Consider the following 12,483-nt stretch of genomic DNA (forward strand, 5'->3'; position numbering starts at 1 on the left):
CCGGGCAGGTCACCGCACCGTCAACGGCACGGGGTGCACCTCGTCCGCCTTGTGCCCGGCGCGCTCGTGAATGCGCTGGACCGCTTCGGCCGAGGGGGCCTCGGAGAGGCAGTAGACGTGGCCGGACTCCGGATCCGCCCAGGCCATCTCGAAGTGGACCTGCTCGTCCTTCTCTATCGCGAGGTCCGCGTTGTGGGCTTCACGCAGCTGCTCTTCCGTGATGCCCTCCATGCCGCGATGGACATCCATGAACTTGGGCATGCCTCGCGCCTCCTTCCTTGCCTCCCTCTCATGCTCCGCCCGTACGGCCACCCGGGCGACCCCACGCCTAGGTCGTGTCCGCAAAGTCCCGTCGTCCGCCCGGAGGGCGGGCCCCGCGGCGTCTGGTGCGTGCTCTCGGCGTGCCGGGCGGAGTCCCTCGTACTGGATGTACTTGGGGCTTCGTCCGGTGCGGCGAGAGTGCGTGCCAGGCGTCGTGGGGCAGGCGGGACTTTGCGGACACGACCTAGGGGCCCCGGCGACACGGCCGGGGCCCCACAGGTCGTACGGACAACGAAGCGCCGGCGTCAGCCGCACTGGCAGGGGCTGCCCGACTGACACCCGCAGCCGCAGCCCGAGCCGCAGCCGCACGCGGCGATCAGGGGCAGGCTCCTGATCTCGGCGGGCTGCTCGGTCTCACGCTGCCGGGCGGGGTCTGGCGTCGTGCTGGGGGATTCGGCCATGGGTCCCTCCTCGAGGCTGGTGCCTGAGCCCATTGGAGCCCCGCCCGGCCGGGCGCATCAACGGCGCACTGAGGCGCCCCCGCGCCCCAACCCCGGCCCCGCTGCCAGGCCGCTCCGGCCGGACACCCGGCCCGCCCCTCGGCCCGAACGTCCGAACCGTCAGGCGCTCTCCGCCCCCGGGGCCGCCTGGATCTCCGGCTGCACATCCGCCTGGAGCTCGTCCGCGTGCTCGCCCGTCACCAGGTACACCACCCGCTTGGCGACCGACACCGCGTGGTCGGCGAACCGCTCGTAGTAGCGGCCGAGCAGCGTGACGTCCACGGCCGTCTCGATGCCGTGCTTCCAGCGGTCGTCCATCAGGTGCTGGAAGAGCGTGCGGTGCAGCAGGTCCATCTCGTCGTCGTCCTGCTCCAGCTGGAGTGCCAGGTCGACGTCCTTGGTGATGATCACCTCGGCGGCCTTCGCCATCAGGCGCTGCGCGAGCTGGCCCATCTCCAGGATGGTGGCGTGCAGATCGCTGGGGACCGCGCGGTCCGGGTAGCGCAGGCGCGCGAGCTTCGCCACGTGCTGGGCGAGGTCGCCCGAGCGCTCCAGGTCGGCCGACATCCGCAGCGACGTCACGACGATGCGCAGGTCCGTCGCCACCGGCTGCTGCCGCGCCAGCAGGGCTATGGCCCGGGCCTCCAGCTCGTGCTGGAGCTCGTCGACCCGCTGGTCGGCCTCGATCACGTTCTCGGCCAGCTTCAGGTCGGAGTCGAGCATGGCGGTCGTGGCGCGCCCGATCGCCGACCCGACCAGTCGGGCCATCTCCACCAGACCGTCGCCGATCGAGTCCAGTTCCTCGTGGTACGCGTCCCGCATCAGGCTTTCCCTCTCGTACGTCTCAGTCGGGGGTCCAAGGGCCGGGGCCCACCGGACGACCGGCAGTACGACCGTCGTATGACCGGCGGTCCGAACCCCACGCTCCCACGATCCGCCTCGTACGCGTCCGTTTCCGGCATCCCAAATGAACCAATACTGGCTCCAAGGTGAACTCTGGGCGACGAGTGTTCGAGCTCGCACCCGGACGGCTGTGGAGGGTGCCCGAGCCATGCCTAACCTGGGTGCATGGACGTGAACGCGGCGGTCGCCGCAGCGGCTGCGATCGCCGGGGTGCTCACCGGTGTCATCGCCATGCTGGCGTTCCGCTTCAGCGAGCGCGAGCAGAAGCGCCCCACCCGCAGCTCCCTGCACACCGACGCGGTCCTCCCGCCCGGCGTGGACACGGTCCTGTCGGTCCTCCGGTCGTCCGCCGTCGTCCTCGACGAGGCCGACGGCGTGGTCAAGGCCAGCTCGGCGGCGTACGCCCTCGGCCTGGTCCGCGGCGGCAAGCTCGCCGTCGAGCCGATGCTGCAGATGGCCCGGGACACCCGGCGGGACGGCGAGATACGCCAGGTCGAGCTGGACCTGCCCCGGCGCGGCACCGGACGCGGAGAGGCCCTGGCCGTCTCCGCGCGGGTCGCGCCGCTCGGCTCCCGGCTGGTGCTGCTGCTGGTGGAGGACCTGACCGAGGCCCGCCGCATCGAAGCGGTCCGCCGCGACTTCGTCGCCAACGTGAGCCATGAACTGAAGACACCGGTCGGAGCCCTCTCGCTACTCTCCGAGGCCGTGATGGACGCCTCCGACGACCCCGAGGCCGTCCAGCGGTTCGCCGGGCGCATGCAGATCGAGGCCACCCGGCTGACCAGCCTGGTGCAGGAACTCATCGACCTCTCGCGCGTGCAGAACGACGACCCGCTGGAGGACGCCGAGCCGGTCCGTGTCGACGAGCTGGTCATCGAGGCCATCGACCGCTGCCGGCACCAGGCCGGTGCCAAGCAGATCACCATGGCCACGGGGGGCACCGCCGACCTGCGCGTCTGGGGAAACCGCGGTCAGCTCGCCGCCGCGCTCGGCAACCTCGTCGAGAACGCCGTCAACTACTCACCCGCCCGCACCCGCGTCGGCATAGCGGCCCGCAGTGTGAACGCCCCCGGCGGGGACCACATCGAGATCGCCGTCACCGACCAGGGCATCGGCATCTCCGACAAGGACAAGGAGCGCATCTTCGAGCGCTTCTACCGCGTCGACCCGGCCCGCTCCCGTGCCACCGGCGGCACCGGACTCGGGCTGGCGATCGTGAAGCACGTGGCCGCCTCGCACGGCGGGGAGGTCACGGTGTGGAGCGCCGAAGGCCAGGGCTCCACCTTCACCCTGCGGCTGCCGGAGGCCGGTGCGGCCCGCGGCGCACATCAGCAGCCCGCCCGAGAGACACGCGCAGGAGGCGCGGGCCTCGACGAGGAGGCCGGGCGGTCCACCCCCACATCCCCCGAATCAACCGCGTACGAAACGCTTCCCGCCCCGGAGGTCCTTCCGTGACCCGTGTGCTCGTCGTCGAGGACGAGGAGTCCTTCTCCGACGCCCTGTCGTACATGCTCCGCAAGGAGGGCTTCGAGGTCGCCGTCGCGACCACCGGGCCCGACGGACTCGACGAGTTCGAGCGCAACGGCGCCGACCTCGTCCTCCTCGACCTGATGCTGCCCGGCCTGCCGGGCACCGAGGTGTGCCGCCAGCTGCGCGGCCGCTCCAACGTCCCCGTCATCATGGTGACCGCCAAGGACAGTGAGATCGACAAGGTCGTCGGACTGGAGATAGGAGCCGACGACTATGTCACCAAGCCGTTCTCCTCGCGCGAGCTGGTCGCGCGGATCCGTGCCGTGCTGCGCCGCCGCGGCGAGCCCGAGGAGGTCACCCCGGCGGCCCTGGAGGCCGGTCCGGTCCGTATGGACGTCGACCGGCACGTGGTCACCGTCGGCGGCACCAAGATCGACCTGCCGCTCAAGGAGTTCGACCTGCTGGAGATGCTGCTGCGCAACGCCGGCCGCGTCCTGACCCGCATGCAGCTCATCGACCGCGTCTGGGGTGCCGACTACGTCGGTGACACCAAGACCCTCGACGTCCACGTCAAGCGCCTGCGCGCCAAGATCGAGCCGGACCCGGGCGCCCCGCGCTACCTGGTGACGGTCCGCGGTCTCGGCTACAAGTTCGAGCCGTAGACCGACCGCTGACGACGGCGACACGAAGGGCGGGACCTCTCCCGGGAGAGGTCCCGCCCTTCGTCGCGTCTGCTCAGTGCCCGGCGCCGGCGCTCGCGGAGGCCGCGTCGGTCGGCGTGCCGGACGCTCCGTGGCCACCCGGCGTCCCACCGCCCGCGGGCGCGCCCGACTCACCCTCGGCGGGAGAACCGGACGGCGAGCCCGACGGCGAACCGGAGGGGGACGAGGAGGCGCCCGGCGCGGCCGGCACCTCGGTCGGGCCCCACTCCTTGAAGTAGTGCTCGGCGGGGACGACGAACGCGCGCAGGCTCACGGCGCCCGTCTTGCTGAAGGTGAAGGTGACCTTCTGGGCGTTGCCGTCCCGCACGGCCTCACGGCTGCTGGGCAGCATCGCCGTGGCGTTGTCCTTGCCGCCCACGATCAGCGAACCGCCGGGCGGGATGCTGAGGCTGCCGCCCTTGGCGGGCTTGAGCTCGGCGGTCTTGCCGGTGCCGGGGAGGGTGATGGACTCCAGCGTCTCGGCCGTCCTGCCGGAGTTGAAGAAGGTCGCGGAGATCGCGGCGGGGCCGGTGGACTCGAGGTCGGGCTGCGTGATGACGATCGCGTTCTGGACCTTGATGTCACCGACGCTCGTCGCCGCGTTGTCCGGCTTGATCTCCAGCGTCTGGGCGTCGTTGCCGGCGCCGCACGCGGCGAGCGAGGCGATCGAGAACGTGAGGGCGACCGCGGCGAGGGTGCCGCGTCGAAGGCTGCTGCTCACGGCGGCGGCAACTCCTTGACTCGAGCGGAGCGGCCGATAAAGCCGCCCTAAGTGTCTGTCAGCGGGCCTTAGGTTACCGAGCCGCCCTCGTCCGGCCGCACCCGACCCCCCGGCACCGTTGATCCCAGCTGAGTCTCACGTGACTCGTGTGATCCCACCGGAGTCACAGGAGACTCCCGCGTCACATTGGTGTGCTGTCCGTCCGGCATTCACATAAGAGACCCGGGCGGCACCGCAAATGTTCCGTGAAGGAATGCGCGGGGCGCCCCGGAATTGATCACCGGCGCCCCGGCGCGGTGCCCGGTGATCAATTCCGGATTCGACCGGAACCCGGCCGGGGCCGCCGAACGGAGTAGCGGAAGTCGATCACACGGAACCGGACATATGGGGATGTTCGGCCCTCCGGAGGATGCTCCGGATGTGTGTAACGTACGCGTTTCCCTCGCCCCGAAGAGCCGCTCCCACCTGCGAATACCTTCTTCCGATCCCTGTCCGAAGCACGTTCCTGTCGGAGTTGTCAAGCCCCGAGATATGCCCTGACCTGCGAAAACGCCATTCAGAACCCGCAGTTTCCGTGTTACCCTGGATAGCCACGGAAGGGGTACCTGTCACATGACGTTCAAGGTTGGCGACACCGTGGTCTATCCCCATCACGGGGCCGCGCTGATCGAGGCCATCGAAACTCGCCAGATCAAAGGCGTGGACAAGACCTACTTGGTGCTGAAGGTCGCCCAGGGCGACCTGACGGTACGTGTGCCAGCGGACAATGCGGAGTTCGTCGGCGTGCGTGATGTGGTCGGTCAGGACGGGCTGGACCGGGTCTTCGAGGTGCTGCGCGCACCGTACGCCGAGGAGCCCACGAACTGGTCCCGTCGATACAAGGCAAACCTGGAGAAGCTCGCCTCGGGCGATGTCATCAAGGTCGCGGAAGTGGTGCGTGACCTGTGGCGTCGTGAGCGTGAGCGCGGACTGTCCGCCGGTGAGAAGCGCATGCTCGCCAAGGCCCGCCAGATCCTGGTGAGCGAGCTCGCCCTCGCGGAGAACACCAACGAGGACAAGGCCGAGGCTCTGCTCGACGAGGTGCTCGCCTCCTGAGGCGAAGCCCGTCGCTCAGCGCACTGCGCCGATCGAAGCTGCTGACCAAGGCTGCTGGTCGAAGCTGATCAAGCGCGCGCTGCACATCGAAATGCCGCGGTGCCCGATGACGGAATTCCTGTCGCCGGGCGCTGCGGCATGTTCGTACTCCGGCGCCGATGCGCCGTCACCCCGGAATGTGTTATCACTCACGCCCCGGTGTTCAGGGGTGCCGGGCCCGGGCAGCCGGCTCGACCAGCGTCACGGAAGGGTCCGGTCGAGCGCGTCGCGCCCGGCACTCCTCCAGGCCATACCCACGCCAGGCCAGCACACAAACCTGACAGGAACCGATGTCTGACGATTCGCGTCCCTCGCCGTCCGCCGGCCCCTCCACGGCCCGAACGGCGGCCGTGATCCCGGCCGCCGGCCGTGGTGTCCGGCTGGGCCCGGGCGCCCCCAAGGCGCTCCGCGCGCTCGGCGGTACCCCCATGCTGATCCACGCGGTCCGCGCGATGGCCGCGTCCCGTGCCGTCGGCCTGGTCGTCGTCGTGGCCCCGCCCGGCGGCGCCGCCGAGGTCAGGTCGCTGCTCGACGCGCACGCCCTGCCCGAACGGACGGACTTCCTCGTCGTCCCGGGCGGGCAGACCCGCCAGGAGTCCGTGAAGCTCGGCCTGGACGCGCTGCCACCCGGCCACGACATCGTGCTGGTCCACGACGCGGCCCGGCCGCTGGTGCCGGTGGACACGGTCGACGCCGTGATCGAGGCCGTACGGGACGGCGCTCCGGCCGTGGTGCCGGCGCTGCCGCTCGCCGACACCGTCAAGCAGGTCCGGCCCGCCGGCACCCCCGGCGAGCCGGAGCCGGTCGTCGCCACGCCGGAGCGCGCCCTGCTGCGGGCGGTGCAGACCCCGCAGGGCTTCGACCGGACCACCCTGGTCAGGGCGCACGAGACGGTGACCGGCGAGGTCACCGACGACGCCGGCATGGTCGAGCAGCTCGGCCTCACGGTCGTGGCCGTACCCGGCCACGAGGAGGCCTTCAAGGTCACCCGCCCCCTGGACCTGGTCCTCGCGGAGGCGGTCCTCGCCCGCAGGAGGCTCAACGATGGCTTCTGACCAGCCTGTTCTGCCCCAGGTGGGCATCGGCACCGACATCCACGCCTTCGAGGAAGGCCGTGAGCTGTGGTGCGCCGGCCTGAAGTGGGAGGACGCGGGTCCGGGCCTGGCCGGCCACTCCGACGCGGACGTCGTGGCCCACGCGGCCTGCAACGCGCTCTTCTCCGCCGCCGGCCTCGGCGACCTCGGGCAGCACTTCGGCACGGGCCGCCCCGAGTGGTCGGGCGCCTCCGGCGTCACCCTCCTGACGGAGGCCGCGCGCATCGTGCGCGAGGCCGGATTCCGGATCGGCAACATCGCCGTACAGGTGGTGGGCCCCCGCCCGAAGATCGGCAAGCGCAGGGACGAGGCCCAGAAGCTCCTGTCGGAGGCGGCCGGAGCACCGGTGTCGGTCTCGGGCGCGACGACGGACGGGCTGGGCTTCCCCGGCCGGGAGGAAGGGCTGATGGCCGTGGCCACGGCCCTGGTCGTGCGCGCCGGCTGAGGGGCGGATGCCCGGGGCGTTCCCGTCGTCCTGATCACGAATCCGGACGCCCCGAGGTGAAGTACCCCTGGCACACCCCGGGGCCCACTACCCTGGAGGGGTGACTATTCGCCTGTACGACACCAGCGCCCGGCAGATCCGTGATTTCTCCCCGCTCCAGCCGGGTTGCGTCTCGATCTACCTGTGTGGTGCCACCGTGCAGGCCGCCCCGCACATCGGCCACATCCGCTCCGGGCTGAACTTCGACATCATGCGCCGCTGGTTCGCCCACCGCGGCTACGACGTCACGTTCGTGCGGAACGTGACGGACATCGACGACAAGATCATCTGGAAGGCGGCCGACCAGAACCGCCCCTGGTGGGCCATCGGCTACGAGAACGAGCGGGCCTTCAACGACGGCTACACCGCGCTCGGTTGCCTGCCCCCCACCTACGAGCCCCGTGCCACCGGCCACATCACCGAGATGGTCGAGATGATGCGCGGCCTCATCGAGCGCGGGCACGCCTACGAGGCCGACGGCAGTGTCTACTTCGACGTCCGTTCCTGGCCCTCCTACCTGGAGCTGTCCCGGCAGGACCTCGACGAGATGCGGCAGCCCGCCGAGGAGGGCATCACCGGCAAGCGCGACCCGCGCGACTTCGCCATGTGGAAGGCCACCAAGCCCGGCGAGCCCGACTGGGAGACGCCGTGGGGACGCGGCCGGCCCGGCTGGCACCTGGAGTGCTCGGCGATGGCGCACAAGTACCTCGGAGCCGCCTTCGACATCCACGGCGGCGGCCTGGACCTGGTCTTCCCGCACCACGAGAACGAGATCGCCCAGGCCAAGGCCTACGGCGACGAGTTCGCCCGGTACTGGGTGCACAACGCCTGGGTCACCATGAGCGGCGAGAAGATGTCCAAGTCGCTCGGCAACTCGGTCCTGGTCAGCGAGATGGTCAAGCGCTGGCGGCCCATCGTGCTGCGCTACTACCTCGGCACCCCGCACTACCGCTCGATGATCGAGTACAGCGAGGAGGCGCTGCGCGAGGCCGAGTCGGCCTTCGCGCGGATCGAGGGCTTCGTGCAGCGCGTGGTGGAGAAGGCCGGCGTCGTCGAGCCCGCCGCCGAGGTGCCGCTCGCCTTCGCCGAGGCCATGGACGACGACCTGGGCGTGCCGCAGGCCCTCGCCGTGGTGCACACCACCGTCCGGCAGGGCAACAGCGCGCTGGCCGCCGACGACAAGGAAGCCGCCGTGGCCCGGCTCGCCGAGGTCCGCGCGATGCTCGGCGTGCTCGGCCTCGACCCGCTGGACGCCCAGTGGGCCGGGGAGGGCGACCGTGGCGACGACCTGCACGGCGTGGTCGACACGCTGGTGCGCATGGTCCTCGACCAGCGCGAGGCCGCCCGGGCCCGCAAGGACTGGCCGACCGCGGACGCCATCCGCGACCAGCTGAGCCAGTCCGGCCTGGTCATCGAGGACAGCCCGCAGGGGCCGCGCTGGAGCCTCGGCCCGCGCTAGGGCCCGGCCGCGGCCGGAAGATCGATTGTGCCGTCCGGGCCTCCGGGCGGCACACTTCACAGACGTACGCACTTCACCGCCTCAGGGCGACAGCAGAGACAGGTAGGTCATGGCAGCCAACAACCGCCGCATGTCCGGCAAGAAGGGCGCGCAGGTCGGCAGTGGCGGCCAGCGGCGCCGGGGCCTGGAAGGCAAGGGCCCCACCCCGCCCGCCGAGATGCGCAAGGGACACAAGAAGAACCGCGTCGCCAACGCCAAGGCGAAGCAGGCCGTGCGCCGGCCCACCGTGCGCGGCCGTGGCGGCAAGGGCACGTCGGAGCTGGTCGTCGGGCGCAACCCGGTCCTGGAGGCGCTGCGCGAGGGCGTGCCGGCCTCCACCCTCTACGTCCAGCAGTTCATCGACAACGACGAGCGGGTGCGCGAGGCCCTCCAGGTCGCCGCCGAGCGCGGTGGCATCAACCTCATGGAAGCCCCGCGTCCCGAGCTGGACCGGATGACCAACGGCCTCAACCACCAGGGCCTGGTCCTCCAGGTCCCGCCGTACGAGTACGCGCACCCCGAGGACCTGGTGGCCGCCGCCCACGACGACGGCGAGGACCCGCTGATCGTCGCGCTGGACGGCGTCACCGACCCGCGCAACCTCGGCGCGGTCGTCCGTTCCGTGTCCGCCTTCGGCGGTCACGGCGTCGTCGTCCCCGAGCGCCGCGCGGCCGGCATGACGGCCGGTGCCTGGAAGACGTCCGCCGGTACGGCGGCCCGCACCCCGGTCGCCCGCGCCACCAACCTGACCCGGGCGCTGGAGGCGTACAAGAAGGCCGGCATCGCGGTCGTCGGCCTGGCCGCCGACGGCGAGTCGGAGCTCGGTGAGCTGGAGGCGCTGGACGGCCCCGTGGTCATCGTCGTCGGCAGCGAGGGCAAGGGGCTGTCCCGGCTGGTCGGGGAGACCTGCGACTTCCGGGTGCGGATCCCGATGCCGGGTGGTGCCGAGTCGCTCAACGCCGGTGTGGCGGCGGGGATCGTGCTGTACGAGGCGGCGCGCCGACGTCACTGAACAGATGTCCGGAACTCCACCCGTACGGGGTAATTTCGGTGTCATCGGGGCGACAAGGGCAAGCTTGACGGGGTCCGGACAGATCCGGCGGGTCAAAGCAGTGTCCTAACGCGACGTCACTCGGTTAGATGAGTGTGGACACCAGAACACCCCGCACACCCACGGGGGACCGCTCGTCGGGACTCGACGACGCTCCCGCGCTGAGCATGGTGAAGGTGCCGAGCGACCCGGCGCAGGTCATCGTCAATCACGCGAGTTTCCGCGTGCAGTTGGGCGGCTCGACGCGTCGCGTCCAGTCCGCCCGGGTCGCACGGCATCTGACCGCCACCGAGGACACCGCCCGCATCCCCCAGGTGAGGGGAGGGGCGGACGGGGCCACCGCCCGCCGCCGGCCCGTCGTCTGGAGCGGCAGATCCGCCCCCGACGACACCGGCGCGCACCGGCTCCTGCAGGCCGTGCGGCACGAGAGCGTCCGCCACGCCGACGAGCCCGCCCCCGACGCGGGAGCCACCCAGGTGATCTCCCGCGTGAGCCCGGGCTACGACGGCCCCGGCCACCAGGGCGCGGGCTACGGCGACGACGGCTACGAGGGCGACCTCGCCCAGACCGTCGAGACCCCGGTCGTCGGCCCGCAGCGCACCCACGATCCCGCCGACGGCGCCCGGCTGCTGCCGCCCATGCGCACGGTCGGCAGCGCCTACGACGAACCCGCCTACGACGACGACGGGTTCGAGGAGTCCGACGCCGAAGCGGACGGCTTCGGGCACCGGGCCAAGCGGCACGGCGACGACCCGGCCCGGCACGCCTACTACCCCGGGCGCCGGATGAACCTCGGCGTCGTCCTGCTCCCGCTGCGCGTCTTCCTCGGCTTCATCTCCATCTACGCCGGCATGGGCAAGCTGTGCGACCCCGTCTACTTCGAAGGCGGCAAGCGGGGCTCCATGGTCAAGTGGCTCAACACCCTGCACCCGTGGGAAGTCGCCGAGCCGCTGCGCCAGTTCGCCCTGGAGCACCCGGTCGGCGCCGGCCTGGTCATCGCCTTCGCGCAGGTCATCGTCGGCGTCCTGACGGTGCTGGGCTGCTGGCAGCGTGTCGCCGCCTGCCTGGGTGCCCTGCTGTCGGCGGCGCTGCTGGTCACGGTCAGCTGGAAGAGCGTCCCCGCGTACGAGACCCCCGACATCATCTACCTCGCCGCCTGGTCCCCGCTGATCATCGCGGGCGCCCCCGTCTACTCCGTCGACGGCCGCCTGGCCGGCAGTGCCTGGCGTCGTCTCGGCCCGCGCGCCGACATCTGGGACCTGCGCCGCTACGTGCTGCGGCGCGGCGCCCTCGTCACCGCCATCGCCACCGGCGTCACCCTGCTCGTCGGCTCGCTGCTCGGCGGCGCCGTCCGTGACGCCGACCGGGTCGTCGTCCCGGGCCCCGGCGAGGCCCCGCGCAACGAGCTGCCCGGCTCCCCGCTCCCCGGTGAGCCCGGCAAGCGCAAGCAGAAGCAGACCCCGTCGGCCTCCTCCTCGCCCACCCAGGGCGCCACGGCCGGCTCGGCGAGCCCCAGCGCGGGCACCACGACCAGGCCCGACGCCACCCGCGACACCGGCACCGTCACCGGTGGTTCCCCCAGCCAGACCCAGGGCACCGCGGGTCAGGCACCGCCCCAGCGGTCCACCCCGGAGAACCAGGCCCCCAGCACCACCACCGGCCCCACCTCCGGCGGCACGGCGACGGGCGGCTCGGGCTCGACGGGCGGCTCTGGCGACGGCGGTTCGTCCTCCACGGGCCGCCCGGGCCTGGTGGGCGGCCTCCTGGGCTGACACCCGGCCAGAGCGCCAGAAGGGCCCCGCATCAGGCAGATGCGGGGCCTTCTGGCGCGTAGGGGAGAGACGCCCCCTCAAGGGCGCAGGGAACGGCCCGACAAGCCGCGACGAGCGGTCAGTCACCGACGGGAAGCAACCGGCCGAGCTCTCAGCGTCCCAACGCCGCCAGTTCCTTCGCCGCCTCCGTCAGGTCCTTCGCCGTGTCGATGGCCCGCCAGTACGACCCCTGGGGGATCGTGAACCCGGCCAGGCGCCGCTCACGGGCCAGATGAGGGAACGTCGTCCGCTCGTGGTCCCCCCGGTGCGGCAACAGCCCGGCGAACTCGGGGGAGAAGACGTACACGCCGGCGTTGATCTCGAACGTCGACGGCGGTGCCTCGATGAAGTCGGTGATGCGCCCGAAGCCGTCGGTCCGCACCGCACCCCACGGCAGCCGGGGCCGCGCCAGTGCCAGGGTCGCGACGGCGTCCCGCTCGGCGTGGAAGTCGGCCATGTCCCGCAGCGAGAACCGCGTCCAGATGTCGCCGTTCGTCGCGTACCAGGGCCGGTCGGGGTGGGGAAGGTGCGCCGCGGCGTACTTGAGGCCGCCGCCGCGCCCGAGCGGCTCCGGCTCGACGACCGTCGTGACGGAGACGGGCAGCTCGGCCGTCTCCAGCCACTTCTGCAGCACCTCGGCGAGGTGGCCGCAGGAGACCACGACGTCCGTCACCCCCTCGTCGGCGAGCCAGGACAGCTGATGGCCGATGATCGGCGTCCCCGTCCCGGGGATCTCGACCATCGGCTTGGGCCGGTCGTCGGTGTACGGACGCAGCCGGGAGCCCTGGCCACCGGCCAGAACGACGGCTTGAACGGGGCGGGACGCGGCGCTCGGATCGCTCATGGACACGAACT

General features: G+C 71.6%; 13 protein-coding genes. 8 read left to right on the top strand and 5 right to left on the bottom strand.

All coding sequences use genetic code 11. The annotated features are described in order from the left end of the window. Window positions 1-9: 9 nt before the first annotated feature. The 3 genes from AB0F04_RS13900 to phoU form a co-directional block, all read right to left on the bottom strand. A complete protein-coding gene (locus tag AB0F04_RS13900; protein ID WP_053670838.1) occupies window positions 10-261 on the bottom strand; it encodes an SCO4226 family nickel-binding protein in 252 nt (83 codons plus the stop codon). A gap of 305 nt (window positions 262-566) precedes the next feature. Continuing rightward, window positions 567-722 carry a hypothetical protein gene (locus AB0F04_RS13905; RefSeq protein WP_167345925.1) on the bottom strand — a complete coding sequence of 52 codons (156 nt, stop codon included), beginning with the start codon at window positions 720-722 and terminating at the stop codon, window positions 567-569. A gap of 159 nt (window positions 723-881) precedes the next feature. Then, window positions 882-1,583, bottom strand: coding sequence for a phosphate signaling complex protein PhoU (gene phoU / locus AB0F04_RS13910; RefSeq protein ID WP_351626475.1), 702 nt, complete (start codon window positions 1,581-1,583; stop codon window positions 882-884). A 246-nt stretch (window positions 1,584-1,829) separates the two neighbouring features. Between phoU and AB0F04_RS13915 the strand changes: the two genes are divergently transcribed. After that, window positions 1,830-3,119, top strand: coding sequence for an ATP-binding protein (locus AB0F04_RS13915; RefSeq protein ID WP_362041055.1), 1,290 nt, complete (start codon window positions 1,830-1,832; stop codon window positions 3,117-3,119). Beyond that, window positions 3,116-3,796: a response regulator transcription factor gene (locus tag AB0F04_RS13920; RefSeq protein ID WP_030243122.1), complete on the top strand. Its 681-nt coding sequence runs from the start codon at window positions 3,116-3,118 to the stop codon at window positions 3,794-3,796. Before AB0F04_RS13915 ends, AB0F04_RS13920 begins: the two co-directional genes overlap by 4 nt. Window positions 3,797-3,869: 73 nt before the next feature. Here AB0F04_RS13920 and AB0F04_RS13925 read toward each other — a convergent pair whose 3' ends face one another. Next, window positions 3,870-4,556 carry a DUF461 domain-containing protein gene (locus AB0F04_RS13925; RefSeq protein WP_362041057.1) on the bottom strand — a complete coding sequence of 229 codons (687 nt, stop codon included), beginning with the start codon at window positions 4,554-4,556 and terminating at the stop codon, window positions 3,870-3,872. 612 nt (window positions 4,557-5,168) lie between these two features. Here AB0F04_RS13925 and AB0F04_RS13930 point away from each other — a divergent pair. The 6 genes from AB0F04_RS13930 (at window position 5,169) to AB0F04_RS13955 (ending at window position 11,589) form a co-directional block, all read left to right on the top strand. Next, window positions 5,169-5,651 (top strand): CarD family transcriptional regulator, encoded by a 483-nt coding sequence (locus AB0F04_RS13930; RefSeq protein WP_003953493.1) that lies wholly within the window; start codon window positions 5,169-5,171, stop codon window positions 5,649-5,651. 329 nt (window positions 5,652-5,980) lie between these two features. Continuing rightward, entirely contained in the window at window positions 5,981-6,745 is a 765-nt protein-coding gene (ispD, locus tag AB0F04_RS13935; RefSeq protein ID WP_362041058.1) for a 2-C-methyl-D-erythritol 4-phosphate cytidylyltransferase, read from the top strand. Further along, the gene (gene ispF, locus AB0F04_RS13940; protein ID WP_104785887.1) at window positions 6,735-7,229 is read left to right on the top strand and encodes a 2-C-methyl-D-erythritol 2,4-cyclodiphosphate synthase; all 495 of its coding nucleotides are present in this window, start codon (window positions 6,735-6,737) and stop codon (window positions 7,227-7,229) included. Before ispD ends, ispF begins: the two co-directional genes overlap by 11 nt. Window positions 7,230-7,329: 100 nt before the next feature. Beyond that, a complete protein-coding gene (gene cysS / locus AB0F04_RS13945) occupies window positions 7,330-8,727 on the top strand; it encodes a cysteine--tRNA ligase (protein ID WP_362041060.1) in 1,398 nt (465 codons plus the stop codon). Between the two features lie 109 nt (window positions 8,728-8,836). Then, window positions 8,837-9,778 carry a 23S rRNA (guanosine(2251)-2'-O)-methyltransferase RlmB gene (gene rlmB, locus AB0F04_RS13950; RefSeq protein ID WP_362041061.1) on the top strand — a complete coding sequence of 314 codons (942 nt, stop codon included), beginning with the start codon at window positions 8,837-8,839 and terminating at the stop codon, window positions 9,776-9,778. Between the two features lie 128 nt (window positions 9,779-9,906). Then, a complete protein-coding gene (locus tag AB0F04_RS13955; RefSeq protein WP_362041064.1) occupies window positions 9,907-11,589 on the top strand; it encodes a DoxX family membrane protein in 1,683 nt (560 codons plus the stop codon). 151 nt (window positions 11,590-11,740) lie between these two features. Here AB0F04_RS13955 and AB0F04_RS13960 read toward each other — a convergent pair whose 3' ends face one another. After that, window positions 11,741-12,472, bottom strand: coding sequence for a nucleotidyltransferase family protein (locus AB0F04_RS13960; protein WP_362041065.1), 732 nt, complete (start codon window positions 12,470-12,472; stop codon window positions 11,741-11,743). Between the last annotated feature and the right edge of the window lie 11 nt (window positions 12,473-12,483).

It is taken from the genome of Streptomyces sp. NPDC029041 (assembly GCF_040637515.1).
Taxonomy (GTDB): domain Bacteria; phylum Actinomycetota; class Actinomycetes; order Streptomycetales; family Streptomycetaceae; genus Streptomyces.